Source organism: Zhihengliuella halotolerans (assembly GCF_004217565.1).
Lineage (GTDB): Bacteria > Actinomycetota > Actinomycetes > Actinomycetales > Micrococcaceae > Zhihengliuella > Zhihengliuella halotolerans.
The window spans coordinates 2,859,743-2,886,378 of the sequence record NZ_SHLA01000001.1 but is presented as its reverse complement, the minus strand read 5'-3'; the positions used below and the strand labels follow the sequence as shown (position 1 = coordinate 2,886,378).

Below are 26,636 nucleotides of genomic sequence, written 5' to 3'. Positions count from 1 at the left end.
CTCGCACCCCCTCACGAGAGGCGATATCCATGTCACGAGAAACCATCCTCACCCGCGGTGCTCCCGGACCGGCCGCGGGCCAACTCAGGCGGGTTCTCGGCGTACCCTCGCTGGTGCTCTTCGGGCTCGTCTACATGGTCCCGCTCACGGTCTTCACGACGTACGGGATCGTCACCGAGATGAGCGGCGGGCGCGTACCCGCGGCCTACCTCGTCACGCTTGCCGCCATGGTCTTCACGGCCAACTCCTACGCCCGCATGGTGCGGGCGTACCCCGTGGCCGGCTCCGCCTACACCTACACGCAGCAGAGCTTCGGGGCGGGGACGGGGTTCCTCGCCGGCTGGTCGCTGCTGCTCGACTACCTCTTCCTGCCGATGATCAACTACCTGGTGATCGGCCTCTACCTGAACGCCGCGCTGCCGGGTGTGCCCGCGTGGGTCTTCGTCGTCGCCGCGATCGCGCTCGTGACGGTGCTCAATGTCGTCGGCGTCGTCTCGATCGCCCGCGCGAACTCCGTGATCATCGCGGTGCAGGCCCTCTTCATCGCCACGTTCGTGATGCTCGGCTGGGCGGCGATCGCCGGCTCGGGCGCGGTCGACCCGCTGGCCCCGTTCAACGGGGACGGATCGCTCTCCGGCGTCGGGCCGCTCTTCGCCGGCGCCGCGGTGCTGTGCCTGTCCTTCCTCGGCTTCGACTCCATCTCCACGATGGCGGAGGAGGCCAAAGACGCCCGCCGTTCGGTGCCGCGGGCCATCCTGATCACGACGGCGACCGCGGGCCTCGTCTTCGTCGGGCTGTCCTACCTAGCCCAGCTGGTCTACCCGTCGAACGACTTCGCGGACGTCGATTCGGCCGCGCTCGACGTGATGGCGGCCGCGGGCGGGCAGTTCCTGGCCGTGTTCTTCACGGCGGCCTACGTCTCCGGCGCGCTCGGCTCCGCGCTGACGTCGCAGGCCTCCGTGGCGCGCATCCTCTACGCGATGGGGCGCGACGGCGTCCTGCCCACCTCCTTCTTCGGGCGGCTCTCCGTCCGGTTCAGCACGCCCGTGCCGGCGATCCTCTGCGTTTCGGTCGTCTCGTGCGCCGCGGTGGTTGTGAGTCTCGGTCTCTTGGCGGAGATGATCAGCTTCGGGGCGCTCATCGCGTTCTCTGCGGTCAACCTCTCGGTCATCAAGCACTACGTCATCGACAAAAGCCGGCGCTCGGTCCGGGACCTGATCGCCTATCTGGTCCTGCCCGGCGTTGGTTTCGCGATGACCCTCTGGCTGTGGACGAGCCTCTCGCCGCGGACGCTCGTGGTCGGCCTGATCTGGATGGCGCTCGGCGCGCTCTACCTCGCGTGGGTAACTCGCGGGTTCCGCCGGCCGACGCCGACCCTGGACCTCAAGGAGTAGGGCGTCCGCTGGGCTCGGCACCCACGAGACGTGCCTCGCCGGCTGCACGACTACGTGGGATTCCACCGGCCGATGACCGTCACGCTGTTCTGGCCTGCTATCGCCGCACGGTAGAGCCGATGGCAGGCTTGCCGCAGTGCGCGCAAACGACGTCGGCGTCGAGCTCTTCACCACAGGAATGGGTGAACGTCAGCGGCGGGCCCGTCGGCCCCGCGAGATGATCATCGCCCCACTGTCGCAGCACTGTGATCACGGGCCCCAGGGACTTGCCCAGCTCTGTCAGGTGGTACTCGAATCGTTCCGGGCGGCTGCTGTACTGACGGCGCTCGACCAGGCCTTTTTCTTCCAGAGTGCGCAACCGCGTCGTGAGGATGTCCCGTGGCGCACCGGTGTGCTTGACCATCTCTGCGAAGCGGTGCGTGCCCAGCATCATCTCGCGCACGGCCAGGAGCGACCACTTCTCACCGACCACATCGAGGGTCCGGGCAACAGAACACTGGCGCACGCCCTCACGATCCTGTGTCGTCCTCATCTCCCGATAGTACCAAGTTTGACTTTCCAACGAGCCTCCGAGTTCGGTGTGAGCGAAACCGAACTTAGTTGGTTGGAAAATCCAACTAACTGGGCTAGCCTCGATACGGATGGACCCCATCACGGGCGGCATGGAGCACTGCTCCAGTTGCCACAGGAACGAGGAAAGGCAAGAGGATGACAACACTTGACGGCGCGGTAGTGCTGGTTACCGGGGCAAACGGAGGGCTCGGGCGGGAATTCGTCGCGCAGGCGCTCGCCCGCGGTGCGGCGAAGGTCTATGCGACCGCGCGCACGCCCGGTCACTGGGAGGACGAGCGGATTGTGCCGCTTGTCCTAGATGTCACGAGCCGGGACTCGACCCGGGCGGCAGCGGCAGAGGCGCAGGATGTGACGGTGCTGATCAACAACGCCGGCGCATGGACGGACGCCTCCCTGCTCGACGACGACCTCACTGCCGCTAGGGCGCAGTTCGAGACCAACTTCTGGGGGCAGCTCGAAGTCAGCAACGCCTTCCTCTCCGCGCTCAAGAAGCATCGAGGCGGGATGGTGAACGTGCTGTCCGCGCTGAGCTGGCTCGCCCTCGCCGACACCTACAGCACCACCAAAGCCGCGCTCTGGTCCGCGACGAACGTCCAGCGCGTTGGTCTCGTGGAGGATGGTGTTCAGGTTGTCGGTCTGCACCTGGGATACACGGATACAGGTATGACCGAGGGTGTCGAGGTGGAGAAGAACGACCCAGCTGACGTCGTGTCGGCCGCGTACGACGGACTGGAAGCCGGTGAGCACGAAGTCCTGGCGGATGAGGCGAGCCGTCAGGTCAAGGCGGGGCTCGCCGCGCCTTTGTCGGCGCTGTACCCGCAACTGGGCTGACGCCGACGCGGGACCCCCAGGAGTAGGGCGTCGGCGCTCAGGTGCGGTCGGACCAGTCCCGGTACAGGTCCGGTCGGCGCTCGCGGAGGTAGGGCACGCGTGTCCGCGCCGCGGCGACGTCGGCCGCGGTCACGTCCGCGGTGATCAGGGCCGGCCCGGCCGTGCCGGCGTCGGTTCGCGGCGCGCTCGCGAGGAGCTTTCCCGTGGGCCCGAGGATCAGGCTGCCGCCGCCGAGCTGGATCTCGCCGTCGGCGCTCGGGGCGGGGCCGGCGTGGTTGGCGTACGCGATCGCGACCTGCGACTCGAGGGCGCGGGCGGGCAGCAGCACGTCCTGCACCTCCGCGAACTCGGCGGTCAGGGCGGTGGGGACGGCGACGACGTCGGCCCCTGCGGCAGCGGCCGCGCGCACCATCTCGGGGAACTCGACGTCGTAACAGACCATGAGTCCCACGCCCACCCCGGCCACGTCGACCACGGGCGGGGCCGACGTCCCGGCGGCGAAGGTCTCCTGCTCTTCCCCGCCGAAGAGGTGCACCTTGGTGTGCGTCGCGAGGCGCTCGCCGGCCGGGGACACGAGTGTCGCGGTGATCGTCCAGTCCGCGCCCGCGCGCCGCGGCGCGCTGTAGACGAGGTGGAGGCCGTGGGTGCGTGCCGAGGCCGCGGCGCCGTCGTCGATCCGGCGCACGACGTCGTCGCTCAGGTGCGGTGCCACCGCCGCGGGAGCGTAGCCGCACGTGAAGAGCTCGGGCGTGACGAGCAGGTCCGCGCCGGCGGCGGAGGCGCGTTCGGCGGCGTCCGTGATGAGCGCCAGGTTCGTGGCGACCGCTTCGTGGCCGCCCCCCTCGGCGTGCAGGATCGAGGCCGAGGCCTGCATGACGGCGATCCGCATGGGTGCTCCTAGGGTTCGGATGCGTGGGCGGGGTGGCCCCTTCATCGCCAGCTTAGTCGTGTCCGCGCGGGGTGGCCCAGGGCTGATTCGTCTCGGGCTGTGCGCCTACGGGTCGATCTGTCCCGCTCGAGTGGCCGCGGTGACCAGCAGCCCTCCTGCGCCGGGGGCGGTTTCGGGGTTGTCGATAAATCGTGCGTGATAGTGCACTTCAGGCAGGACTCGTCCCGGAACCCACCGAATGGCAGGGCGGCTGGAGCGACTGGGTTGCGACCGAGAAGGCAGGTGCATTATCGTGCACTTATGGACTTGGATGCAGAATCACTCGCCTCCGTGATCGGGTCGCGCGTGCGACACGAGCGGACCGAGCACGGCTGGACGTTGGACCAGCTCGCCGAGCACGCCGGCGTGAGCCGCCGGATGGTCGTGAACGTCGAGCAGGGGGCCGTGAACCCGAGCATCGGGACCCTCCTGCGCCTCAGCGACGCGCTGGGCGTCGGCCTGCCCGCGCTCGTCGAGCCGCCGCGCCGCGAGCGCACGAAGCTCACTCGAGCCGGCGAGGGCGCGGCGCTGTGGCAGGGCGAGGCCGGCGGGCGGGGCGTGCTCGTCGCCGGCACCGAGCCGCCCGACGTCGTGGAGCTGTGGGACTGGTCCCTCGCGCCGGGCGAGGCGCACGTGAGCGAGGCGCATTCGGAGGGGACGCGCGAGCTCCTGCAGGTGCGGGAGGGGGCGCTCGTCGTCGCGGTGGCAGACGAGTCGTTCACGCTCGCCCCCGGGGACGCGCTCGCGTTCGCCGGCGACGAGGAGCACTCCTACGCCAACCCGGGTGATGACCTCACCCGATTCACCCTGACAGTCTTTGAACCGGGCGTCGGCCCCGGTCCTCGAACGGAGACCCCCCATGCCTGAGCAGACCACAACCCCCGGCAGCCCCAGCGACCTGCACGCCGTGCTCGAAGCGGCGCACGTCGCCTCCGACGTGTTCGAGTTGCGCCCGGACTACCGGGTGGTGCTGGTCGCCGTCGACGGGATCGAGCCCGGCCCGGGCGACCAGATGAGCGAAGAACTGCTCGCCGCCGCGGAGGCCTCGGCGGCGCAGGACCTCGCCCAAGGGCCCGTCACCGAGGTGCCGCACGTCGCCGCATGGCGGGAGGCGTACCGGTCCTTCGGGGCCAAGCCGCAGCGGACCCGGAACAGTCTGGAGGCGCTCATGCGGCGCGCCGCCGCCGGGCTGCCCAGGGTCAACCGGCTCACCGACGTTTACAACGCGATCTCGGTGCTGCACCGGATCCCCCTCGGCGGCGAGGACCTGGCCCGCTACGACGGGGCGCCGCGCCTGGTCCGCGCCACCGGCGAGGAGTCGTTCGACACCGCCGCCGGCGGTGAAACGGTGCTCGAGCATCCGGACCCCGGCGAAGTGGTGTGGCGCGACGCGTCGGGTGTCACGTGCCGGCGCTGGAACTGGCGCCAGTGCCGCCGCACCGCCCTCACCGACCAGACGACGTCGGCGGTGTTCATCCTCGACGCCCTCGAGCCGCTGGACGACGACGCCCTGCAGAGTGCCGCCGATGAGCTCGCCGCGGCGCTGCGCAGGCTCGGCCCGGATGTCACGGTCGCCACCCGCTGGATCGGTGCGCCGTGATGCGGCGGGGCACGGGTGCCGGGGTGCCGCCGTGGTCGATGGCGGTGGCCGCGATGCTGCTGATCCAGCTGTGCAACGCGCTGTCGGTCGGGCTCGTCTCCGAGGTCGGTGCCGCCGGGACCTCGTGGCTGCGCTTGAGCATGGGGGCGCTCGTCTTCATGCTGATCGCCCGCCCGCCGCTGCACCTGATCCGCCGCGCGGACGTCCCCGCGCTGCTGGGTCTGGGGGCGGCGACGGGGCTGATGACTACGGCGTTCCTGGCGGCAATCGATCGCATCCCGCTGGGCACGGCGGTCGCGATCGAGTTCCTCGGCCCGCTGGCGGTCGCGGCGATCCGCAGCGGCAGCCGCCGCATGCTTGCGTGGCCCGGCCTCGCCCTGGCCGGAGTCGTTCTGCTCACCGAGCCGTGGCAAGGCGCGATCGACCTTGCCGGGATCGGCTTCGCGGCCCTCGCGGGCCTCGGGTGGGGTGTCTACATCCTGCTGACGCAGCGCGTGGGCGACCGCTTCTCGGGGATCAGCGGCCTGTCCATCACAATTCCGATCGCCGCGGTCATGACGGCGTTCATCGGTGTGCCCGAGGCGTCCGGAAGTATCGACGGCCGGATCCTGCTGATCGCCCTCGGGCTGGCGCTCCTCGCGCCCGTCCTGCCCTTCGGTCTCGAGATGCTCGCCCTGCGCAGGATGTCGCACTCCGCATTCGGCACGCTCATGGCCGTCGAACCCGCCCTCGGGGTGCTCATCGGCCTGCTCGTGCTGCTTCAGACGCCGTCGCCGTACCAGATCGCCGGGATCGTGCTGGTCGTCCTGGCCGGGGCCGGAGCACAACGCCACGGCGCGCGCCCCCTCGATCCCGAGCCGGCTGATGCCCGGACCCGTCCCGAAGACAAGCGCCCCCTGCTGGAGGAGACCCCATGACCGTCGACCCTCCGACCACAGCCTCCCTGTTCACCGGACTCAGCGCCTTTCCGCTCACCCCGCTCGCCGACGACCGGCTCGACGAGCGCTCCTTCGCTCGCCAGATCGAGCGTCTCGCCGGCGCGGGCGTCGACTCGATCACTGTCCTCGGATCCACCGGGTCCTACGCGTACCTCACGTCCGAGGAGCGCGCCCGGGCCGCGGCCCTTGCGGTCGCCAACGCCGGAACGACTCCCGTCTTCGTTGGTGTCGGGGCCCTGCGCACCTCGCAGGTGCTGGCGAACGTGCGCAGCGCCGAGGACGCCGGCGCGCGGGGGATCCTGCTCGCCCCGATGACGTACCAGCCGCTCACCGCGGACGACGTCTACGGACTGTTCGGCACGGTGGCCGAGGCCACGGAGCTTCCGGTGATCGTCTACGACAACCCGGGGACGACCCGCTTCGAGTTCACGACCGAACTCTACGGCCGGATCGCCGAGCTGCCCGGGATCGCGTCGATCAAAATCCCCGGAGTCCCCGCGGACCCCGGCGAAGCACGGACGAGAGTGGACGAGATCCGGGCGGTTGTCCCCGGGCACGTCACGATCGGCGTCTCAGGCGACGCCTCCGCCGCGGCGGGCTTGAACGCCGGATGCGACACCTGGTACTCCGTGATCGGCGGAACGCTCCCCGACGTCGCGCTGAAGATCAGCCGCGCGGCGCGCGAGGGACGCGGGGCCGACGCGGTCGCGGAGTCCGCGCGGCTGGCGCCGCTGTGGGGCCTGTTCGCCGAGTTCGGGGGCAGCCTGCGGGTGGTCGCGGCGATCGCCGAGCACCTCGGGCTGGCGCCGGAGCGTTGTCTTCCGCTCCCCATCCAAGGCCTGAGCGAGGCGCAGCGGTCCCGCGTGGCCGACGTCGTCCGCGACCTCGGCCTCGACGGATAGGCTGCCAGCGGCTCGTATCGACGACGAAGATTGTTCAACAACCCCTTGCGCGGATTGTTGAACAACAAGTAGAGTCCTTCTCGTATTGAGGTGTGGCGGCGCTCACTTTTCGCCGCCCGCATCCGAACCACCACGGAAGGCCAACCATGTCGACTGCACCCGCGTCGAAGCCCACGATGAGTCCCGCCGCCCGGCGCACCGCGCTCATGGGTGCCATGTTCCTCATGGCCACCAGCGCGATCGGGCCGGGGTTCATCACCCAGACCACCGTCTTCACCGTCCAGCTCGGCGCGGCGTTCGCCTTCGCCATCATGGTCTCGATCGTCGTCGACATCGCGGTCCAGTTGAACGTGTGGCGGGTCATCGGCGTCTCCGGCCTGCGCGCGCAGGAACTCGGCAACAAGGTCCTTCCGGGCATCGGCTGGTTCCTCGCCGGACTCGTCTTCCTCGGCGGCATGGTCTTCAACATCGGCAACATCGCCGGCGCGGGTCTGGGCATGAACGCCATGCTCGGCCTCGATCCCAAGATCGGCGGCGCGATCTCCGCCGTCATCGCGATCCTCATCTTCGTCTCCAAACGCGCGGGAATGGCGCTCGATCGGATCGTCGTCCTCCTCGGCGCCATCATGATCCTGCTGATGCTCTACGTCGCGATCGTCGCCGCGCCGCCGGTCGGGGAGGCGCTGAAGAACACCGTCATGCCCGCCGAGGTCGACTTCCTGACGATCACCACGCTCATCGGCGGCACGGTCGGCGGCTACATCACCTACGCCGGCGCCCACCGCATGATCGACTCGGGCACCTCCGGCCCCGAACACGTCAAGGAGGTCAGCCGCAGCTCGGTTTTGAGCATCATCGTCACGGGCATAATGCGCATCCTGCTGTTCCTGGCGATCCTTGGCGTCGTCGCCGGCGGCGTCGCGCTGACGAGCGACAACATGGCGGCCGAGGCGTTCGGCGCCGCCGCCGGCGAGATCGGCATGCGCCTCTTCGGCGTCATCCTCTGGTCCGCTGCACTGACCTCCGTGATCGGCGCGGCCTACACGTCGGTCTCGTTCGTCACGCGCACGACGACGTCGCCCGCCGTCCGTAACCGCGTCACCATCGCGTTCATCCTGGTCTGCCTGACGGCGTTCCTGCTGCTGGGTCAGGCGCCGCAGACGCTGCTGATCTTCGCGGGCGCCTTCAACGGGCTGATCCTGCCTGTCGGCTTCGGCGTCCTCCTGTGGGTCGCGTGGCGTCGCCGGGACCTGCTGCAGGGCTACGTCTACCCCAAATGGCTCATCGTCGTCGGGGCCGCTGCCTGGCTGCTCACCCTGTTCCTCGGGTGGAACTCGCTCGCCAGCCTGGCCGCCCTCTGGTCGTGACCCGGCGCCCTCGCCAGCTACCCGTCAACCGGACAGGAAGAACCATGACGACGCCAGTGACTCCCGGTGCTGCCGAGGCGGCCCGCCTGACGCCCGCTGCGGCGCGCGCCCTTTTCCGAGCCGGGCTAAGTACCGCCACCGCCGGATGGTCTCGAGGATTCGCCCAGGCCAACGTTCTGATCGTCCCGCAGTCGCAGGCCTTCGACGTGCTGCTCTTCGCCCAGCGGAACCCGAAATCCTGCCCGCTGCTCGGCGTGCTCGAGGCTGGCCAGACGGCGAGCGAGCTGCTCGCGGGTGGTGACATCCGCACGGACGTGCCGAAGTACGTGGTCTACGAGGACGGCGTTCCGACCGCTGAGACGACCGACATCACGGGCTGGTGGCGGGACGACCTCGTCACGTTCATCATCGGGTGCTCCTTCACCTTCGAGTCCGCGCTGATGGACGCCGGGATCCGGATCGCGCACATCGACCAGGGCGTCAACGTACCCATGTACAAGACCTCGATCCGCAGCACGAGCGCGGGACGGCTGTCGGGACCCACGGTGGTCTCGATGCGCCCGATCCCGGCCTCACAGGTCTCCGACGCCGTGCGCATCACCTCCCGCTATCCGGCGGTCCATGGGGCGCCCGTGCACGTGGGCAATCCGGCGGACATCGGCATCGAGGATCTCGGCCGCCCCGACTTCGGGGACGCCGTCGAGATTCCGGAGGGCCACCTGCCGGTGTTCTGGGCCTGCGGCGTGACCCCGCAGGCGGCGGTCATGGAGTCGCGGCCGGCGCTGGCCATCGGCCACGCCCCGGGCTACATGCTCATCGCGGACGCCCGCGACGTCGACTACCAGGTTCCGTAGGCGTCCCATTCCGGGCGTCGTCGCCGCAATGTCAGCACTGACGGCCGACGAAAAGAGTACTCGAGGAGGTACCTCCGGACGAGCCAAAATGTGGGTGGCACTTCCTAGAATTGCAGCATGGACTCACCACGGAAGCGGAGAGAGGAAACGGGAGGGACCGCCATCGAGCGGACCGCCTCCGGTTCCCCGCTGCTGCTGGTGCACCGCCGTCGGCCCTGGCAGCAGGCGCTGGCCTCGGCAGGTGCCGACTACGCCGACGCGCAGACGGCGGACGGGTGCGGCCCCGGGCCCGCGGACAGTGCTTCTGCCCGTCCCGGGATCGAGGCCTTGGCCGTCCTGGCCGACCAACTGGATCCGGCGGTGCTACTGGACTTCTCCGAGGATCTGCACCGGTTCGCCGCCGCCTGCGGACATGAGGCGATCGCCCGCCTCGAGGAGCAGGCGCAGAAGGAGATCCCCGCTCATCTGGACGAGGTCAAGGCCCTCTCCGACGGCATGGAGATCTCCGTGATGACCGGACAGCTCCGCGAGCGGGCGACCGTCCAAGTCGTCGCGCAGCAGGTCGCCGTCGCCCGGGACTGCACCCTCCAGGGCGCGGCCCGCGACGTCGAGCGCGCACGGATTCTCCGTCAGAACGTCCCCGCGGTCCTCGAGGCGCTGGCCCAGGGCCGCGTCGGCTCTGCGCACGCGCGGACCATGGTCGACCTCTCCCGGAAGATCGAACCAGAACGCCCCGAACCTCCGTGCAGCGGTGATCTCGAAGCCGTCGAAACCTTCGACCAGCAGGTCATCGAGGCTGAACTCGAATGCCGCGACCGGCGTCGTGACCTCTGCGATTCGCTGCTCGAGAAGGCCCCCGGGCGCACCCCGTCCTCGATCAGGCGCACCGGTACCCGCCTGCTCAACCGCCTCCTCGACACCAGCGCCTCGCAGCGCTACGCCGTCGAACGCCGGAACCGCAACATCCGCATCACCCCTGGCGAGAACGGCATGTGCCACCTGCACGCCTATATTCCCTCCCTCGCCGGCGAAGCCATCGAACGCCGGCTGGCCGAACTGGCAACCCTGCACACCGACCCGGCCATCGACCGCGCCATCGCCGACCGCTACCCCGACGATGAGCCCGAGGCTCCGGTGGACGAACGGACCCGATCCCAGGTTCGCGCGGACGCCTTCGTCGAGCTGCTCCTCGCCGGCCCCCGCGGCTCCGGACTGGAGAACATCGCACCCGAGGTCGCCATCACCATCCCCGCGACCGTCTTCCCGGGGCTGGCGGGACTGGCTCCGCAGCCCGGAATCCAGCGCTCCGCCGCTGCGCAGCCCGCGCCAGAGCCGGTTCCGGGCGAGCGGTTCGACGACGGGCCGCAGCTGCCGGTCGGCGCCGTGGCGCCGGAGGCCGAGATGCTCGGCGCCTTCGATCCGGCCGACCTCGCCGCCGTCCTGCCGAACTCCACCACCTGGACGCGCCTCATCACCGACCCCTGGACCGGCGCGATGGTCGCCCTCGACACCGACCAGTACCGCCCCACTGCCGCCATGAAGCGCGCCCTGGCCCTGCGCGACAGGACCTGCCGGGTTCCCGGATGCGGGCGACGGGCTACCGCCTGCGAACCCGACCACGTCATCGAATGGCAGGACGGCGGCACCACGAGCCTCGACAATCTCGTCAGTGTCTGCAAGCGTTGCCACCGGCTCAAATCCTGGGGTCTGCTCAGGCTTACCCTCACTTCGGACGGAACGGTTCAGGCGACCACGTGGTGGGATCAGCAGCGCGCCGGAACTCCGGACGCGCCGTGGGACACCCCGGCCGAACCCGTCGGCGACACCGGCCCCTTCACGTCCCGACACGCGATGAGCCCCGCGGAAACGGTCCTGCTGCGCGGGTTGAGCCGGCACCTGGAGTGGGTCAACCGACGCGCCATCGGCTACAGCATCACGAACCTGCCGCCGACCATCAAGGAACGCCACAAGCGCCGGGTCCGCAAGATCCGCGACCTGCACGGGAACGCCCCCGACAACCGCGAGACGATCACGTCGGCTCGGCTGATCGCAGCCGACCAGCGCGGTGCCAGCACGGCCCGCACCATGAGCCACCTCGGCTACACGCGTGACGAACAGGCCGATTTCCGTCGGGGCGCGAGCAGCGCCAGCAGCTATCCGGACTGGCTCGGCTGGACCGACGAATCGACCGGATAGGTCTTCAGTCCCCGTCGGCTTCGAGGTGCGCGAGCAGCTCGGCTTCGGCCCGATCGAGGTACGTGCGCAACTCGTCGGCCGCCGCCGAGCGCTGGCCTTCCCGCAGCAGCTGGACCAGGGCGATATTCGCGTCCACATAGTGGGAATGGAAGTCCGGGGCGCGGTGCATCGCGTGGAACACCAGGCGCATCTGCGCCAGCACTTGCGTCATCAGCCGCTCGACCTGGCTGCTCTCCGTGGCCCGGATCAGCTGTTCGTGGAACCGCTGGTTCGCGGAGGCCATCGCGGCGATGTCGCCCTCGTTGCGGGCACGATGAGCGGTCTCGACCACACCCTCCAGGGCCGGCACATCGAGGCGGGTTCCCCAGAGGATGGCGGCGGGCTCCAGGAGGCGCCGGACCCGGTAGATCTCCCGGATCTGCTCAGCGTCCGGGGACGTCACGAACACGCCCCGGTTCGGAAGCCGGGTCACGATCAGCTCGCCCGCCAGCACCGTGAAGGCCTCGCGCAGCGTGTTCCGGGAGACCTTCAGCTCCTCGGCGAGCCGCTGCTCCGAGAGCTTCGTGCCCGGCGCGAGCTGCCCGTCCGCGATCGACGTGCGGAGCACGGACGCGACCCACGCCCCGGTGTGCGCGTGCGGGGCGGACTCGTCGGGGAACGCGTAGCTGATCGGGCGGGGCAGTGGCATGAGACCAATCTAGCCGTCGATCCTCCCGAGCGCCTCGCCGCGCTTCACGGCCTGCCCCGGCTCCTGGTCGCCGCGGGCGAAGACTCCGTTGCGGTGCGCGGGCACGGGCGACTCCATCTTCATCGCCTCCACGATGGCCACAGGGTCCCCGGCCTCGATGCGGGCGCCGTCCTCAGCCACCCACTTGACCAGGTTGCCTTCCACCGGCGACGCGAGCGCCTCGGCAGCGCCGTCGTCGTGCTCCTCCGCCGCAGTACCGGACGGGGCCCCGCCGCCGGCGCGCAACGCGGACAGCAGATCCGCGGGGACGCCGACCTGGACTCCCTTCCCGTCGATGTCGACGGTGATCCGCTCGCGGCGGCCGTCGCGAGCGGGCAGCGCGATGTCCTCGGAGCCTTCGACGGCGGAGTCGCCGGGCTGGAACGCGTCCTCGATCCACGTCGTGTACACGCCGAACGCCTCGCTGCCCGTGAACGCCGCATCGGCGACGACCGCGCGGTGGAAGGGCAGGACGCTCGGCACGCCCTCGATCTCGAACTCGTCGAGCGCGGCCCGGGCGCGGACCAGGGCCTGCTCGCGGGTGGCGCCGACGACGATGAGCTTGGCCATGAGCGAGTCGTACGCGGCCGGGACGGATGAGCCCGTCCGCACGCCGGTGTCGACGCGGACGCCGGCGCCGGTGGGTACGTCGAACCGGGTCACGTCACCGGGGGCGGGCAGGAAGCCGCGCGGGGGGTCCTCGGCGTTGATGCGGAACTCGAACGCGTGTCCGCGGGGCGCTGGATCCTCCGTCAAGGACAGCGGCTCACCGGCCGCGATCCGGAACTGCTCAGCGACGAGATCGACGCCGGTGGTTTCCTCGGTGATCGGGTGCTCGACCTGCAGGCGCGTGTTGACCTCGAGGAACGAGATCAGCCCGTCCGGAGCGACGAGGAACTCGACCGTTCCGGCGCCCGTGTAGCCGGCGGTCCGGCAGATTTCGCGGGCGGCCTCGTGGATGCGCGAGCGCTGGTCGTCGGTCAGGAACGGCGCCGGAGCCTCCTCCACGAGCTTCTGATTCCGGCGCTGCAGCGAGCAGTCGCGCGTGCCCACCACGACGACGTTCCCGTGGCGGTCCGCGAGCACCTGCGCCTCCACATGGCGCGGCTTGTCCAGGAACCGCTCGACGAAGCACTCGCCGCGCCCGAACGCGACCTCGGCCTCGCGCACCGCAGAGGCGAAGGCCTCCTCCACCTCGCCCAGCTCGCGGGCGATGCGCATGCCGCGCCCGCCGCCGCCGTGGGCGGCCTTGATGATGATCGGCAACCCGTGCTCCTCGGCGAACGCACGGGCCGCGTCGGCGGTCTCGACGGGGCCGTCGCTGCCGGGCACGAGCGGCGCGCCGGCGGCCACGGCGATGTCGCGCGCGGTCACCTTGTTGCCGAGCGCGCGGATCGTCTCCGGGTCCGGCCCGATCCACGCCAGATTCGCGTCGATCACGGCCTGGGCGAAGTCCGCGTTCTCCGAGAGGAAGCCGTACCCGGGGTGCACGGCGTCGGCCCCGGAGCGGCGGGCCGCGTCGAGGACCTTCTCGATGTTCAGGTAGGTGTCGGCGCCCGACGTGCCGCTGAGCGGATACGCCTCGTCGGCGCGGCGCACGTGCAGCGCGTCGGCGTCGGGATCCGAGTAGACGGCCACCGACTTCAGGCCCGCGTCCGCGCAGGCGCGGGCGATGCGGACGGCGATCTCGCCGCGGTTGGCGATCAGGACCTTCTTCAGCACGGTGTTCCTCTCGGCAGGTGTCTTCGGCGTCTTCGGTGTGGCGGGGGAGGCGGACGACGGCGGCTCGCTGTCCTCCGCGGGATCGGCGCCGGCGGCGACAGCGCGGAAGCGGATCCGCGACCCGGGCGGCAGCTGGGCCGCGACCGGCAGGTCCTCGGCGATCACTGTGCCGATCACCGGGTAGCCGCCCGTGACCGGGTGATCGGCCATGAACAGCACGGGCAGGCCCGATGGTGGGACCTGGAGCGCGCCGGCGACCATCGGCTCGCTCGCGAGCTCTCCCTCGTGCTGGCGCACCAGCGGCCCGGGAGCGCCACGGCCGCGGTCCGTGACCTGCAGGCGCACGCCCACCCGGTTCGAATCGGATCCGACGGTCCACGTCTGATCGGAGAACCGGGCCAGCTCCTCGTCGCCGAACCAGTCCGCACGCGGGCCGGGCACGAAGCGCAGGGTCGCGGCGTCGTCGTGCGGGTCCGGGAGGCGGAGGGTGCCGGGCTCCGGCGACCCGACCGGGCGCAGACCGGGCGAGGCGAGGCGGGGCAGGAGCGCCCCCGCGGTCAGCGGCGCCGGGCCGAGCCCGGAGAGGGAGTCGGTTGCGCGGCTGCCGAGGGTGGACTCGGCCGCGATGCCGCCGCGGAGCCCGAGGTAGGTGCGCAGCCCGGCCGTCGCGGGGGAGAGGATGAGGGTCTCGCCGTCCAGCAGCGCGAACGGGGCGTCGAACGGCGCTGCGCGCTCGATCCGGCGTTCGTCGGACGCCGCCTGGGTGATGACCGCCTCCGCGGTGGCGCCCGTCAGGGCCAGCACCTGGTCGCCGACCGCGCGGAAACGCGAGCGGGCGAGGAGGATTTCGACGACGGCGTCCGCGGCCGGATTGCCGAGCAGGCGGTTGGCCTGGGCGGCGGCCGGGCGATCGGCGGCACCCGAGGCGGGCACGCCGAGTGCCGCCTGACCGGGGCGGCCGAGGTCCTGGACGAGGCTCTGCAGGCCGGGGTCGAGGACCTGGAGGCCGGCCTCGGCGGTGGCGTCGGGAGCCTCGGGTGCGGCGTACGCGGCGTCGCTCGTGGAGCTGGCCAGGGTGAGCCGCTCGGTGGCGGCGCGGAAGCGTACGCGGTCCAGCGGGGCGATGAGCGCCGGCTGCTCGCGCCCGAGGTCCCAGAGGACGGCGTCGGTGCGGCCGATGAGCTGCCAGCCGCCCGGGCTCTCGCGGGGGTAGACCGCCGAGTACTCGCCGGCCAAGGCGACCGACCCGGCGGGCACGGCGGTGCGGGGGCTGTCCCGGCGCGGCACGCTCAGGCGCGGATCGCCACCGCCGAGGTAGGTGAAACCCGGTGCGAATCCGCCGAATGCGCCCGTCCACTCCGTGCCGGTGTGCGCGGCGACGACACCCTCGGGGCTGAGTCCGGTGAGGCGGGAGACTTCGGCGAGGTCGTCGCCGTCGTACATGACGTCGATCTCGACCAGGCGGCCGGTGCCGGTGGTGCCGGAGGTTTCCGGCAGGCCCGCGCGCAGGCGCTCGGTCAGGCGCCGCGCCGCGGCGGGCGAGTCGGCGCGGAGGAGCACGGTCGTGGCGGCCGCGACCACCTCGCTCTGCCCGGGGAGCGGGTGCTCGGCGAGCTCGGCCTGCAGGGCCAGGACGTCGTCGAGGCCCTCCAGCTCGATGAGCAGCGCCCGGTCGCCGAAGGGGCGGACCTCGAAGCGTTTCACGCGAAACTCCGGATGTGCACGCCGGCGTCCTCGAGGCCGCGGCGCACGGCGGCGGCCATTGCGACCGCGCCGGGGGTGTCGGAGTGCACGCAGATGCTCTCGGCGTCGACCTTGAGCACGGTGCCGTCGACGGCGACGATCTCGCCCGCGGTCGCCAGGCGCACCATGTTCGCCGCGACGGCCTCGGGGTCGTGGATGACGGCGTTCGGTTCCCGCCGGGAGACGAGGGTCCCCTCCGGCGTGTAGTTGCGGTCGGCGAAGGCCTCGATGGCCGTGCGCAGGCCCCCCGCCTCGGCCTTGGCGTGCACCACGGAGCCCGGGAGGCCGAGGATCGGCAGGTCGCCGCCGAAGGCGAGGACGGCGTCGACGACTGCGGCCGCGTGCGTCTCGTGGGTGACGATCGCGTTGTAGAGGGCGCCGTGGGGCTTGACGTAGTGGATGCGTTTTCCGGCCGCAGCCGCCATGGCCTGCAGGGCGCCGAGCTGGTAGAGCACGTCGTCGGCGAGCTCGGTGCGGGAGCAGTCGAGGAAGCGGCGACCGAACCCGGCCAGATCCCGGTAGCCGACGTGCGCCCCGATCGTCACGTTCGTGGCGGCCGCATCGCGGCAGGTCTGCGCGATCGTCGTCGGGTCCCCGGCATGGAAACCGCAGGCGACGTTGGCGCTCGAGACGGATTCGAAGATCGCGGCGTCGTCGCCCATCGACCAGTTGCCGAAGGACTCGCCGACGTCCGAATTCAGATCGATGTGTGCCATGGAAGTGACCTCCGTCTCGTTGCTCGTTCCTCCAGCATGCCGCATTCGCATAGATTGTTCAACAATTTTCTCGACGGGTGTGCGGCGGGCGTAGAGTTCGAGCGTGACGAATGCGAGCGCTGGCGACCCCGGGTGGCGCGGCCACGCGCCCGGATCGCCGGAGTACCGTCGGATCATCGTCGCCCTCTTCGCCGCCGGGATCGCGGCCTTCTGCCAGTTGTATTCCGCCCAGGGCATGCTTCCGTCGCTCGCCCGCGATCTCGCCGTCACCGAGCCCCAATCAGCTCTCTCGGTGTCCGCAGCGACCGGCGGACTGGCGCTCGCCGTGCTCCCGTGGAGCATCGTCGCCGACCGACTGGGCCGGCAGCGGGCGCTGACGATCGCGATGATCGCCGCCGTTGTGCTCGGCGTCGCCGTGAGCCTGGCCCCCGACTTCGCGTGGCTGCTCGCGCTGCGCGCGGCCCAGGGCGCCGCGATCGCGGGGATCCCCGCCACGGCCATGGCGTACCTCTCCGAGGAGCTGACGCCGGCCGGCGTCGCAACGGCCGCGGGCCTCTTCGTCTCCGGGAACACGGTCGGAGGGCTCTCCGGCCGGCTCGTCGCGGGGCCGCTCGGCGAGCTCGCCTCGTGGCGGTTCGGCTTCGGCGCGGTGACCGTGATCGCCGCGATCGCCGCCGTCGTCTTCATCCTCGCCTCGCCGCCCGCGCGTGGATTTGTACCCGAGCGCGCGGTGCGGGGCATGACGGCGGCCGGCGCCCCGCTGACCTTCCGCGCCAAGCTCGGCGCCGTGCTGCGCAGCCGGCAGCTGCTGGCGCTGTACGGGCAGGCGCTGCTGCTCATGGGCGGGTTCGTCGCGGTCTACAACTATCTGGGCTTCCGGCTCGAGGCGCCGCCGCTGCTCGTTGCGCCCGCGCTGACCGCGCTCGTGTTCATCGCCTACCTGGCCGGAACGTTCGCTGCGCCGCGGGCCGGCCGGCTCGCGCTGCGGTTCGGGCGGCTGCGCACGCTCCTCGGGGGGATCGCGCTCATGCTCGCCGGGCTCGCCCTGACCCTGATCACGTGGTTGCCGACGATCATCACCGGCCTGGTGGTGCTGACGGCCGGCTTCTTCGTCGCGCACGCCGTGGCCAGCGGCTGGATCTCGACCTTCGCGCCGACGGGGCGGGCGCAGGCCACGGGCCTTTACAACCTCGGATACTACGGCGGATCGAGCCTCTTCGGCTGGGCCGTGGGGCTCGCGTTCGCGCCCTTCGGATGGACGGGCGTCGTCGTCTGCGTTGCGGCGTTGTCGCTGATCGCGGCCGGGTGGGCGTGGATCTCGCTTCGCCCGCAGGGATGACTCACCGACTCCTGGCGGTCTGAAGTTAGACTCCTGAGTGCTCCGTAGAGAGCGAGCTTTCTAAATGTGGGTGAATTAACTGGGGGGATGAGAACGGTGGAGCGAATCGGTGCGGCGTCGTCTGTCGACGGGAGTGGCTGGTCCCGGGACAAAGTCAACGCCTCCTACGTTGCGGTGAAGTACTGAACGTGGCGGCCAGCAGTTTCAATGTCCGCTGCCGCGGACTCACGCTTCGCTACGGTCGCGCCCGGCGTCCGTCAATCGAGAACCTCGATTGGGATGTGCATCCCGGATCGACCGTTCTTCTGGGCCCGAACGGGGCAGGGAAGTCGACGCTCTTAATGCTGCTGGGCGGTGGGCTGCGCCCGACAAGCGGATCGGTCTCAATCGAAGGCTCGAGCACTCGACAGCCGGTGGGTTTCATGCCACAGAACGTGGCGGCCCTGCGCGGCCTGACCGCACGTCAGCAGGTCGCGTACGCGGGATGGTTGCAGGGCCTGCGGAATTCGGAGGCAGAACGCCGTGCTGACGAGGCACTCGAGCGCGTCAACCTCAGCAGCGATGCCGGTCAACAGACCAAAGCGTTGTCCGGAGGACAACTGCGACGGGTGGGTCTAGCCGAAGTGCTCGTCACGGGTGCCAATCTGATCCTGCTGGACGAGCCGACGGTTGGTCTTGATCCGGCCGAACGTTCCCGGTTCCGGACCATCATGAGCGATCTGCGGAGCGATCACTCGATCGTCGTATCGACCCACCTTGTTGATGATCTCGATGGCCTCTTCGACGAGGTTCTCGTCTTGCAGCGTGGAAGCGTGAGATTTCAAGGACCGCTCGAGGATTTCATGCACCTTGCGCCGGAAAACGAAGACAGGCGCCGGGCTGAGGCGGCCTACCTGAGCCTGCTGCCGGAGCGGACGGCATGACGCCCGTCTCTTCAGGCGTACTGCGCTGGCGTCCTGCCTTCATCACCTTTGCTGTTGCGGCGGCGCTCGGGATCTTCGCGCTGAGCCAGTACGGAGAGCCTGCTGCCTCGAGTGCTGACGCCGTCACGGGGCTCAGCATTCGTGGTCTGGTCCTTGTCGCGCCGGTGGTCTCCGTCGCCGCTGCATGGCAGGCAGCGGCACTATTCGATGCTGGCTGGACGCACCGTGTCTGGCAGCGAGGATGGTTCCGGATCGCCTGGGGACGGCTGTGGCGCTTGCTCGTGGCCGCTGCTGCGGCTTGGGCAGTTCAATACATAGTTGTCGCATCGAGCTTCAATCTATGGTTCCTTCCGTCGCCGCTGGTTCTGGTGACGTACCTGGCGACGGTGGCGGCTGCGGCCACGACCGGGTTCGCGGTGGGCTGGCGCTTGCGCGCGGTCATTGCGCTCCCGGTTCTCGCGGCCGGGTGGTTCTTCGTCTTGGCTTTTGCGCCGGCAGTAGAGCCCCTCTGGCTCCGGCACTTGGCTCTGCTCGAGGACTGCTGCAGTGCGGATCAGGTCCCCAACCCCCGCGTTGTTGCGGCTATCGTGCTAATGGCACTCTTCTGTGTGGTCGTCTCGTGGCTCGGTGCGGCCGGTATGCGGCGGACGTGGGTGCGTTGGACTGCTGCCGGCGTCGCCTTGCTGTTGCCAGTCACCGCGGTGGGTCTGGTCCAACACCTTGATTGGCGTTCGACTGCTGCTCGGACGGGTGACCTGGTGTGCGTCGGGGAGGATCCGAAGGTCTGCGTCTGGCCCGAAAACGCAGCCAGCGCAACGGCCGAGTGGCGGAAGGCCGCACCGGTCCTCGCCGATATCAGCAGGCGCACCGGTGCCCACGTGCCGGTCGTGCTCACGCAGAGCTCCGACCCAGATCAGGTTGCGGGCGAACGGGCCTTCGGCACCCTGATCCAAGGCACCGACAACGCCAGCGTCGGTGCAGCCGCCAGCGCGAGGCTCGACGACGACTGCCTCGAACGCCTGGACGAGGTCGACGAATTCGAGGTCGACGCCGCGATGAGCGACGTGGAGGAGATGCTGGAGCGGAACGCCGCCCTCTTCGAGGCGCATGACCTCCTTGTAGCGTGGTGGGTGGACCAGGCTGGCGGCGCCGTCGAGACGACAGCCGATGAACCTGACGCGGCGCTTGCGTCGCTGAAGGAGCTCGACGCGACAGCGCAGGGTATGTGGGCAGACCGTGCGGCTCGGGCGGTCTCCGCATGTTCCGCGGAAGACGCGGCAGATCTCCTGGTCCGACTCCCGCGGGCGTCGTCGTGAACTGGTACCTGCTGACCCGCCGCGCAGCGGCGACGGCGGGACTCATCGTCATCGTTGGAGTCGCGACGTTCTGGCTGGCCCCGCTACCGACGCCGCTGCCGGATTTCACGGGAACGGGCGCAAAGATCGTGCCAGCGGCCTTCATGCTTCCGGCCGTCTCGGCGACCCTGATCATGATCAGCCTGGCGGAGCGTGGTGCCGGCAGCGAGGCGCAAGCCCGTCGGCGCCTCGCTCGCTGGGATTCGGCCTTGGTCTGCGCCTACCTCGTGTTGGCGGTAGCACTCCTGGGTCTGGCGTTCGCGGCTACGGGGGAGGCGTTGATGTGGGCCTCTGCACGAAACACCGCTGGCTACGTCGGGGCGGGTCTGCTGGTGGGCTCGTTGGTCGGCTGGCGGGCAGGGGCTCTGGCGCCTATCGCGTACGCGGTGATCGCCGCCGCGTTCGCGCCAGGTTACGGTGCGCATCCGATGTTCTGGCCGATGCGGGCGACTGAAGATCTCTTGGCCGGCGTCATCGCCGCTTCGCTCTGCTTTCTGGGCGTCGCACTGCTGGCGCTGCGGCCCGCGACCCGGCGATAGGCTGGGGCGGTGACCGCCTCAGAACCCCGCGCGCAGACGCACCGCGGCCTCGGCCGGTCGATCCTCGCGCTCGCCGTCCCGGCCCTCGGCGCGCTGATCGCTGAGCCCCTGTTCCTCGCCGCCGACACCGCCATCATCGGGCACCTCGGCGTCGCCGAACTCGCCGGCATCGGCCTCGGTGCGACGATCGTGACGACCGCCGTCGGTCTGCTGATCTTCCTCGCCTATTCGACGACCCCGGCTGTCGCCCGCCACATCGGCGCCGGCCGCCTGCCACAGGCTCTCGCGGCTGGGCGCGACGGCGTCGCCCTGGCCCTCGGGCTCGGCATCGTCCTGGCCCTGGCCGGCTGGCTCGCCGCGCCCGCGATCGTGTCCGCGATGGGCGGGACGGGCGACGTCGCTCGCTTCGGCGTCGACTACGTGCGCTTCTCAATGCCCGGGCTGCCGGCGATGCTGCTCGTGCTCGCCGCGACCGGCGTGCTGCGCGGCATGCAGGACACCAAGACCCCGCTCTACGTCGCCGCGGCCGGGTTCGGCGTGAACATCCTGCTCAACTTCGCGCTCGTCTACGGGGCCGGGCTCTCGGTCGCCGGCAGCGCGATCGGCACGTCGATCGTGCAGTGGGCGATGGCTCTCGTCTACCTGCGCATCCTCGTCCCGCGCGCCCGCGCCGCAGCCGTCCCGCTGCGGCCGAGCGGGCGCGGCGTCGTCGCCATGGCGCACGTCGGCTCGTGGCTCATGCTGCGCACGTTGAGCCTGCGCATCGCGATCCTCGCGACCGTCTGGGTCGCCACGAGCCAGGGGGCCGTCACGCTCGCCGGCCACCAGCTGGTGTTCACGCTCTTCACGTTCCTCGCGTTCGCGCTCGACGCCCTCGCAATCGCCGCCCAGGCCCTCATCGGCAAGGAGCTCGGCGCCGCCAACCCGGCCCGCGCGCACGCGCTCACCCGCACGATGACGCGCTGGGGGATCCTCTTCGGAGTGTTCACCGGGGCGGTGCTGGCCGCCGCCGCGCCCTGGCTGCCGTACCTCTTCACCCAGGACGACGACGTCCGCGCCGCCGCGACGATCGGCCTCTGGGTGCTGGCGGCGTCGCAGCCGGTGTGCGGGCTCGTCTTCGTGCTCGACGGCGTCCTCATCGGCGCGGGCGACGCGAAGTACCTCGCGCTCGCCGGCCTCGTCGCGTTTGTGCTCTACGCTCCGCTGCTCGCGGTTGCCGCGTGGTCCGAGGTCCCGGGGGAGCCGATCCTGAAGCTCTGGCTCGCGTTCGGCGTCGGCTACCTGGTCGCCCGGGCGCTCACGCTGACGTGGCGGATCCGCAACGACGCGTGGATGCGGCTCGGGTAGCCGCTACGACTCCGCCGGGAACCCGGGCAGTCCGTCGATGCTGTGCGCGTTGCGTTCGACGCGGTAGGCGGACATCCCGTCCGGGCCCTTCTTCTCTGCGTGCAGGCGGAGGAGGTCCCGCTCCCCGGTCTGCTCCATCACGGGGACGCCCCAGCCGCACGAGTCGCTGATGCGCGTCACATCGACGACGATGACGGCTCGTGTGCTCGGGTGGTGCGGGTGTTTCCCCGTGACCTCGTCGAACTCCGCGGTGCCGGGCAGGAACACCGACCCGCGGCCGTGCAGGCGGACGATCCGGGGCCGGGGCCCGAACGAGTTGAACATGAGGCACACCCGGCCGTTCTCCCGAAGGTGCGCGATCGTCTCAATGCCGCTGCCGGTGTAGTCGACCCATGCCACCCGATGCGGTCCCAGCACCGACAACGAATCGTGACCGCGTGGTGAGACGTTGACGTGGCCGTCAGCGTCGAGCGGGGCGGTCGCGACGAACCACATGGGTTGTTCGTCGATCCAGGCCTTCAGGTTGTCGTCGATTGAATCGAAAATTTTGCCCATACCGTGAGCTTAGTCGTGCGATGGCGACGCCGAGGAGGCACCCGGCACCCGCCCACAGCACGTCGTCGATGCTGGCCACGCGCCCGAGCGCCAACACGTATTGGCAGAACTCGACGATCACGGCCAGCCCCACGCATGCCGCGGCGATGACGCCGATCCTGTCCGTCGCGAGACCCAGGAGGAAACCGCCCACGCTGAACATCAGGCAGTTCGCGGCTGCTTCCATCAGCACCGATCCGTCGACGCCGGCACCACCGGCGAACGAGGCGAACGGGGTCAGCGAGACCGTGCGGGACGTTTCCATGCCCCATGCCTGCGGAAAGAGCGTCACGAGGAGCACTCCCGAGACCCAGCAGAGCGTCGCCCAGAGCCACAGCATCCGATGGCCCACTCGTCGGCGCGCCCGGAGTGTGGGGACGTAGGCGAGGAACACTCCGACGGCGAGAACAGCCGCGAGGATCAGGAAGATCGGAAGGAGGTGGCCGAAGGACCGGAGCAGGTTCGTCATATCGGAACGACTCTATCGACACCGGCGGCGCGTAACCCGAAGCCGAACTTCGTGGCGCCGCGGTTTCGAGTCAGCGCACCATCTGTGCCAACGCGGCGATGTCGCCCGGCGTGGTTCGGCAGCAGCCTCCGATCATCTGGGCGCCCAGGGAGTGCCACTCGGCGGCGCCGTCGGCGAGCGTGCGTGGCCCGGGCGCGGAGCCCGCGGCGGCCGGCGCCCACGTCTTGGTGACGGGGTCGTACTCCTCACCCGAGTTCGGGTAGGCGATCAGCGGCAGGTCGGTCGCCGCGCGCAGGGCGGTGAGCGCCGGGGACACGAGCTCCAGCGGCACGCAGTTCACGCCGATCGCCGCGACGCGCGGTTCGGCGGCGCACAGTGCGGCGACCTCCGCGAGCGGTGTGCCGTCGCTGATGTGCCCGCCGTCGCGCAGGCTGAACGAGAACCACGCCTCGACGTCGTACTCCGCGACGAGCGAGAGCAGGGCGTCGGCCTCCGCCGCGGACGGCAGTGTCTCGCAGGCCAGGGCGTCGACGCCGGCCACCACCAGCGCCTCGATGCGCGGGCGGTGGAACGCGACGAACTCCGCGCGGGTGAGCCGGTAGTCGCCGCGATACTCGGAGCCGTCCGCGAGGAAGGCCCCGTAGGGGCCCACGGAACCGGCCACGATCAGGTGCGCCGCGCCGCCGTCGTGCTCCTGCAGGTAATCCTGGCGGGCTGCGTCGGCGAGGCGCGCGCTCGAACCCACGAGGGCGAGAGCCTGCTCGGCGTCGAGCCCGCGTGGCGCGAAGCCCTGCGGCGTGGCCTGATAGCTCGCGGTGATCGCGACGTGCGCGCCGGCCGCGAAGTAGTCGCGGTGCACCCGCTGGATCAGCTCGGGCCGCTCGAGCAGGACCTTGGCCGACCACAGCGGGTCCTCCAGGTCGCAGCCGTGCGCCTCGAGCTCGGTCGCGAGCGCGCCGTCGACGACGAGGTCGCCGCCAGCGTCGAGGAGGCCGGAGAGGCGGGTGGTGCGGGGCATGCGGTTCTCCGTGGGGTTGTGGGGTGGGGGCTCAGGCGGCGGACCGCGCGCGGAGGGCGGGCTTGATCTTGAAGTGGTGGTACGCGTAGCAGGCCGCGACGAAGGGGACGCCGAAGTAGAGGGCTGCCGCTTGCGTGGGGTCGAACGCGATGCCGACGAGCGAGACGAGGCAGAGGCTGAACGCGAGGATCGGCACGACCGGGAACAGCGGTGCGCGGTAGGGCAGCGAGGCGATGTCGCCGCCGTCGCGCACGAACGCCCGGCGGTGGAAGAAGTGGGAGGCGGTGATGGACATCCAGACGCCCACCACGGCGAAACCGGAGATCGAGACGAGCACCAGGAAGACCGTCTGCGGCGCGACGACGCTGCTGACGAGGGAGGCCAGCCCACCGACCATGCTCACGGAGAGGGCAACGAGCGGGATGCCGCGCTTGGTGAGCTTCTTCAGGGCGGCGGGGGCCTGGCCCTCGCTCGCGAGCGAGTGCAGCATGCGTGCGCAGGAGAAGAGGCCGCTGTTGCCGGCGGAGAGGAGCGCGGTGATGATCACGAAATTCATGATGTCTGCCGCCCACGGGACGCCGACGGCGGAGAAGACCGTCACGAAGGGGCTCTCGTCCAGGCCCACCTCGTTGAACGGGACGGTCGCGGCGATGACGGCGATCGCGCCGACGAAGAAGATCAGCAGGCGGATGACGGTGCTGCGCATCGCCTTCGGGATGTTGACGGCCGGGTCCTTCGTCTCGCCGGCGGCGACGCCGATGAGCTCGGATCCGGAGAACGCGTAGAACACCGCGAGGGTGGTGATGAAGACGCCCGTGAAACCGTGCGGGAAGAGACCCGCCTCGGTGGTGAAGTTCTCGAAGAGGACGGGGTGGTCGCCGCTTGCGCCCAGGGGCTGGAAGCCGAGCAGGGCCGCGCCGCCGAGGACGATCAGGGCGATGACCGCCGCGACCTTGACGAGGGAGAACCAGAACTCGGACTCGCCGAAGAACTTCGATGAGACGGCGTTGAGTCCGAACAGGAGGGCCGCGAAGAGCAGGCACCACACCCACACGTCGACCTCGGGGAACCAGCGCTGCAAGAGGAGGCCTGAGGCCGTGAACTCGGACCCGATGGCCACAGCCCAGGTCAGCCAGTAGAGCCAGGCCGTGGCGAAGCCCGTGCCGGGACCGATGGAGCGGGAGGCGTAGATGTGGAAGGCTCCCGACACCGGGTAGGCGATGGCCAGTTCGCTCAAGCACGACATCACGAGATACACCACGAAGGCGCCGATGAGGTAGGCGATGACCGCGCCGAGCGGCCCGGCCTGCGAGATCGTGTAGCCGGAGCTGACGAAGAGTCCGGAGCCGATCACCCCGCCCATGGCGATCATGATCAGGTGGCGCGGCCCCAGGGAGCGGCGCAGGCCGGCCCCGGTTGTCGCGATGGCGGCGTCGGCCGGCGTGAGGACAGCAGGCGAAGAGGATTCCAAGGGCGGGCCTTCCGGAGATGGTGTAGTCCGAGGTCAGCTGCCGGTCCCGAGGTGCCGGCCCTCCGACGCGGCGGATGCTGCACGGACTTTACCCCTCGCGCCCGTCCCGACGCGCGGACGTGTCCGACGATGACATGCAGCCGCCCCGTAGAATCGACGAGTGCCTTCCGTCCAGACCCCCGCCGCCGTTGCCCGCGCCTACTGGAAACCGCTGCTGCTGCGGGCGGCGTTGGCCGCGGTCCTCGGCCTGACGAGCGTCTTCTGGGCGGCCCCGCCGCTGCAGGCGCTGTCGCTGATCCTGGCCGGATTCTTCGTGCTCAACGCGACGCTGCTGCGCCGGCTGATCGTCGATCCAGCCACTCCGACGGCGGCCCGCTCGGCGCTCGTGGCGACGGCCATCGCCTGGTTTGCGGCCGGCGTCGCACTGGTGTTCTTGCCCACAGTCGCGGGCGTGACCGTCGCGGCGGCAGCCGGCTGGATCGCCGGCGGTGTCGGCCAACTCGCCGCGTGGGCGCGGACCCGCAAGCGGTTCGTCCCAGCGCGGGACTGGGCCCTGACGGGCGTGGTCGAGATGGGAATCGGCGTGGGGCTCGTGCTGTTCTGGGGCGTCGACGCGCACGGGATCTTCGGCATCGCCGGCGGTGGTCAGATCATCGTGGCGGTCTTCGTCGCCATTGCGGCACTGGGGTACCGGCACGATGCCGCCTCCGACGTGACCGGACGGTAGACTGACCGCGGTCCCGAAACATCGCAGGAGGCGAACCAAGTGGCGAATCAGCCCAAGAAGTCGTGGAAGCAGAGCATCAAGGCGCCACTGATCTTTTCCCTAGTGCTGGGACTCATCGCGGGCACCGTCGTGACGATCACCGCGACCGGCGGCCGGGACAACGACGTCCGGTTCGATATCGGTCTGGTCGCGTTCGGTATCGCCTTCATCGCCTCGCTGTTGCTGACGTCGCTGCTCATCATGGCCTCGAAGGACAATCCCAAGGGTTTGGGTGAGGGCTCGGGCGTGAACCGGTCCTCGAAGAACCCGGACCGCAAGGGCGGCCACGGACACTAGCCAGGGGCAGCCGTTGAGGCGGGCGCA

General features: G+C 70.4%; 25 protein-coding genes and 1 pseudogene. 16 read left to right on the top strand and 10 right to left on the bottom strand.

Annotated features, from left to right (window positions below):
- Positions 1-29 precede the first annotated feature (29 nt).
- Entirely contained in the window at positions 30-1,394 is a 1,365-nt protein-coding gene (locus EV380_RS13235; protein WP_130451540.1) for an APC family permease, read from the top strand.
- Between the two features lie 97 nt (positions 1,395-1,491).
- Here the strand turns inward: EV380_RS13235 and EV380_RS13230 are convergent, their stop codons facing one another.
- Positions 1,492-1,926 carry a winged helix-turn-helix transcriptional regulator gene (locus EV380_RS13230; RefSeq protein WP_130451539.1) on the bottom strand — a complete coding sequence of 145 codons (435 nt, stop codon included), beginning with the start codon at positions 1,924-1,926 and terminating at the stop codon, positions 1,492-1,494.
- Between the two features lie 176 nt (positions 1,927-2,102).
- On the opposite strand from EV380_RS13230, the gene EV380_RS13225 reads away from it, so the two are divergent.
- Entirely contained in the window at positions 2,103-2,798 is a 696-nt protein-coding gene (locus tag EV380_RS13225) for an SDR family oxidoreductase (RefSeq protein WP_130451538.1), read from the top strand.
- A gap of 37 nt (positions 2,799-2,835) precedes the next feature.
- Here EV380_RS13225 and EV380_RS13220 read toward each other — a convergent pair whose 3' ends face one another.
- Positions 2,836-3,687, bottom strand: a complete 852-nt coding sequence (locus EV380_RS13220) for a nitrilase-related carbon-nitrogen hydrolase (RefSeq protein ID WP_130451537.1) — start codon at positions 3,685-3,687, stop codon at positions 2,836-2,838.
- Positions 3,688-3,987: 300 nt separating this feature from the next.
- Here EV380_RS13220 and EV380_RS13215 point away from each other — a divergent pair, with 300 nt between their 5' ends.
- From EV380_RS13215 to EV380_RS13185, 7 genes are all read left to right on the top strand, one after another.
- On the top strand, positions 3,988-4,593 hold the full coding sequence (locus EV380_RS13215; protein ID WP_130451536.1) for a helix-turn-helix domain-containing protein: 606 nt from the start codon (positions 3,988-3,990) through the stop codon (positions 4,591-4,593).
- The gene (locus EV380_RS13210; protein WP_130451535.1) at positions 4,586-5,326 is read left to right on the top strand and encodes a B3/B4 domain-containing protein; all 741 of its coding nucleotides are present in this window, start codon (positions 4,586-4,588) and stop codon (positions 5,324-5,326) included. The genes EV380_RS13215 and EV380_RS13210 overlap by 8 nt, the downstream gene beginning before the upstream one ends.
- Positions 5,326-6,243 (top strand): EamA family transporter, encoded by a 918-nt coding sequence (locus EV380_RS13205; RefSeq protein ID WP_242607621.1) that lies wholly within the window; start codon positions 5,326-5,328, stop codon positions 6,241-6,243. The genes EV380_RS13210 and EV380_RS13205 overlap by 1 nt, the downstream gene beginning before the upstream one ends.
- Positions 6,240-7,166: a dihydrodipicolinate synthase family protein gene (locus EV380_RS13200; RefSeq protein WP_165391965.1), complete on the top strand. Its 927-nt coding sequence runs from the start codon at positions 6,240-6,242 to the stop codon at positions 7,164-7,166. Before EV380_RS13205 ends, EV380_RS13200 begins: the two co-directional genes overlap by 4 nt.
- A gap of 146 nt (positions 7,167-7,312) precedes the next feature.
- A complete protein-coding gene (locus EV380_RS13195; RefSeq protein ID WP_130451533.1) occupies positions 7,313-8,533 on the top strand; it encodes an NRAMP family divalent metal transporter in 1,221 nt (406 codons plus the stop codon).
- 44 nt (positions 8,534-8,577) lie between these two features.
- On the top strand, positions 8,578-9,387 hold the full coding sequence (locus tag EV380_RS13190; protein ID WP_130451532.1) for a putative hydro-lyase: 810 nt from the start codon (positions 8,578-8,580) through the stop codon (positions 9,385-9,387).
- A 117-nt stretch (positions 9,388-9,504) separates the two neighbouring features.
- Positions 9,505-11,583, top strand: coding sequence for an HNH endonuclease signature motif containing protein (locus EV380_RS13185; RefSeq protein WP_130451531.1), 2,079 nt, complete (start codon positions 9,505-9,507; stop codon positions 11,581-11,583).
- Positions 11,584-11,587: 4 nt separating this feature from the next.
- Here EV380_RS13185 and EV380_RS13180 read toward each other — a convergent pair whose 3' ends face one another.
- From EV380_RS13180 to EV380_RS13160, 4 genes and pseudogenes are all read right to left on the bottom strand, one after another.
- A complete protein-coding gene (locus EV380_RS13180; protein WP_102157634.1) occupies positions 11,588-12,271 on the bottom strand; it encodes a GntR family transcriptional regulator in 684 nt (227 codons plus the stop codon).
- Positions 12,272-12,280: 9 nt separating this feature from the next.
- Positions 12,281-14,029, bottom strand: a complete 1,749-nt coding sequence (locus EV380_RS16915; protein ID WP_130452237.1) for an acetyl/propionyl/methylcrotonyl-CoA carboxylase subunit alpha — start codon at positions 14,027-14,029, stop codon at positions 12,281-12,283.
- A gap of 117 nt (positions 14,030-14,146) precedes the next feature.
- A pseudogene (locus tag EV380_RS16910) lies at positions 14,147-15,736 on the bottom strand (5-oxoprolinase subunit B/C family protein); the annotation flags it as partial.
- Positions 15,733-16,491: a LamB/YcsF family protein gene (locus EV380_RS13160; RefSeq protein ID WP_130451530.1), complete on the bottom strand. Its 759-nt coding sequence runs from the start codon at positions 16,489-16,491 to the stop codon at positions 15,733-15,735. The pseudogene EV380_RS16910 and the gene EV380_RS13160, both read right to left, overlap by 4 nt.
- Positions 16,492-16,594: 103 nt before the next feature.
- Between EV380_RS13160 and EV380_RS13155 the strand changes: the two genes are divergently transcribed.
- From EV380_RS13155 to EV380_RS13135, 5 genes are all read left to right on the top strand, one after another.
- Positions 16,595-17,830, top strand: coding sequence for an MFS transporter (locus tag EV380_RS13155; protein WP_130451529.1), 1,236 nt, complete (start codon positions 16,595-16,597; stop codon positions 17,828-17,830).
- Positions 17,831-18,018: 188 nt separating this feature from the next.
- Complete coding sequence (locus EV380_RS13150; protein WP_130451528.1) at positions 18,019-18,753, top strand: ABC transporter ATP-binding protein; 735 nt, start codon at positions 18,019-18,021, stop codon at positions 18,751-18,753.
- Positions 18,750-20,069, top strand: coding sequence for a hypothetical protein (locus EV380_RS13145; protein WP_130451527.1), 1,320 nt, complete (start codon positions 18,750-18,752; stop codon positions 20,067-20,069). The genes EV380_RS13150 and EV380_RS13145 overlap by 4 nt, the downstream gene beginning before the upstream one ends.
- The gene (locus EV380_RS13140) at positions 20,066-20,647 is read left to right on the top strand and encodes a hypothetical protein (protein WP_130451526.1); all 582 of its coding nucleotides are present in this window, start codon (positions 20,066-20,068) and stop codon (positions 20,645-20,647) included. Before EV380_RS13145 ends, EV380_RS13140 begins: the two co-directional genes overlap by 4 nt.
- A 9-nt stretch (positions 20,648-20,656) precedes the next feature.
- Entirely contained in the window at positions 20,657-21,994 is a 1,338-nt protein-coding gene (locus EV380_RS13135; RefSeq protein ID WP_130451525.1) for an MATE family efflux transporter, read from the top strand.
- A gap of 3 nt (positions 21,995-21,997) precedes the next feature.
- Here EV380_RS13135 and EV380_RS13130 read toward each other — a convergent pair whose 3' ends face one another.
- From EV380_RS13130 to EV380_RS13115, 4 genes are all read right to left on the bottom strand, one after another.
- Entirely contained in the window at positions 21,998-22,489 is a 492-nt protein-coding gene (locus EV380_RS13130; RefSeq protein WP_341272771.1) for a pyridoxamine 5'-phosphate oxidase family protein, read from the bottom strand.
- Entirely contained in the window at positions 22,455-23,057 is a 603-nt protein-coding gene (locus tag EV380_RS13125; protein WP_130451523.1) for a VanZ family protein, read from the bottom strand. Before EV380_RS13125 ends, EV380_RS13130 begins: the two co-directional genes overlap by 35 nt.
- Positions 23,058-23,127: 70 nt before the next feature.
- Complete coding sequence (gene mmuM, locus EV380_RS13120) at positions 23,128-24,075, bottom strand: homocysteine S-methyltransferase (RefSeq protein WP_130451522.1); 948 nt, start codon at positions 24,073-24,075, stop codon at positions 23,128-23,130.
- Positions 24,076-24,106: 31 nt separating this feature from the next.
- The gene (locus EV380_RS13115; RefSeq protein ID WP_130451521.1) at positions 24,107-25,546 is read right to left on the bottom strand and encodes an amino acid permease; all 1,440 of its coding nucleotides are present in this window, start codon (positions 25,544-25,546) and stop codon (positions 24,107-24,109) included.
- 160 nt (positions 25,547-25,706) lie between these two features.
- On the opposite strand from EV380_RS13115, the gene EV380_RS13110 reads away from it, so the two are divergent.
- Both EV380_RS13110 and EV380_RS13105 read left to right on the top strand, forming a co-directional pair.
- Positions 25,707-26,273 (top strand): hypothetical protein, encoded by a 567-nt coding sequence (locus EV380_RS13110; protein ID WP_130451520.1) that lies wholly within the window; start codon positions 25,707-25,709, stop codon positions 26,271-26,273.
- Positions 26,274-26,312: 39 nt separating this feature from the next.
- A complete protein-coding gene (locus EV380_RS13105) occupies positions 26,313-26,609 on the top strand; it encodes a hypothetical protein (protein ID WP_242607620.1) in 297 nt (98 codons plus the stop codon).
- The last annotated feature ends 27 nt before the right edge of the window (positions 26,610-26,636 follow it).

Excerpts from the sequence above, each read along its gene's own strand:
- EV380_RS13210 (WP_130451535.1), top strand. The coding sequence starts at position 4,586 with ATGCCTGAGCAGACCACAACCCCCGGCAGCCCCAGCGACCTGCACGCC.
- EV380_RS13225 (WP_130451538.1), top strand. The coding sequence starts at position 2,103 with ATGACAACACTTGACGGCGCGGTAGTGCTGGTTACCGGGGCAAACGGA.
- EV380_RS13130 (WP_341272771.1), bottom strand. The coding sequence starts at position 22,489 with ATGTGGTTCGTCGCGACCGCCCCGCTCGACGCTGACGGCCACGTCAAC.
- EV380_RS13195 (WP_130451533.1), top strand. The coding sequence starts at position 7,313 with ATGTCGACTGCACCCGCGTCGAAGCCCACGATGAGTCCCGCCGCCCGG.
- EV380_RS13220 (WP_130451537.1), bottom strand. The coding sequence starts at position 3,687 with ATGCGGATCGCCGTCATGCAGGCCTCGGCCTCGATCCTGCACGCCGAG.
- EV380_RS13235 (WP_130451540.1), top strand. The coding sequence starts at position 30 with ATGTCACGAGAAACCATCCTCACCCGCGGTGCTCCCGGACCGGCCGCG.
- EV380_RS13145 (WP_130451527.1), top strand. The coding sequence starts at position 18,750 with ATGACGCCCGTCTCTTCAGGCGTACTGCGCTGGCGTCCTGCCTTCATC.
- EV380_RS13160 (WP_130451530.1), bottom strand. The coding sequence starts at position 16,491 with ATGGCACACATCGATCTGAATTCGGACGTCGGCGAGTCCTTCGGCAAC.
- EV380_RS13200 (WP_165391965.1), top strand. The coding sequence starts at position 6,240 with ATGACCGTCGACCCTCCGACCACAGCCTCCCTGTTCACCGGACTCAGC.
- EV380_RS13230 (WP_130451539.1), bottom strand. The coding sequence starts at position 1,926 with ATGAGGACGACACAGGATCGTGAGGGCGTGCGCCAGTGTTCTGTTGCC.
- EV380_RS13190 (WP_130451532.1), top strand. The coding sequence starts at position 8,578 with ATGACGACGCCAGTGACTCCCGGTGCTGCCGAGGCGGCCCGCCTGACG.
- EV380_RS13180 (WP_102157634.1), bottom strand. The coding sequence starts at position 12,271 with ATGCCACTGCCCCGCCCGATCAGCTACGCGTTCCCCGACGAGTCCGCC.
- EV380_RS13215 (WP_130451536.1), top strand. The coding sequence starts at position 3,988 with ATGGACTTGGATGCAGAATCACTCGCCTCCGTGATCGGGTCGCGCGTG.
- EV380_RS13185 (WP_130451531.1), top strand. The coding sequence starts at position 9,505 with ATGGACTCACCACGGAAGCGGAGAGAGGAAACGGGAGGGACCGCCATC.
- EV380_RS13205 (WP_242607621.1), top strand. The coding sequence starts at position 5,326 with ATGCGGCGGGGCACGGGTGCCGGGGTGCCGCCGTGGTCGATGGCGGTG.
- mmuM (WP_130451522.1), bottom strand. The coding sequence starts at position 24,075 with ATGCCCCGCACCACCCGCCTCTCCGGCCTCCTCGACGCTGGCGGCGAC.
- EV380_RS13125 (WP_130451523.1), bottom strand. The coding sequence starts at position 23,057 with ATGACGAACCTGCTCCGGTCCTTCGGCCACCTCCTTCCGATCTTCCTG.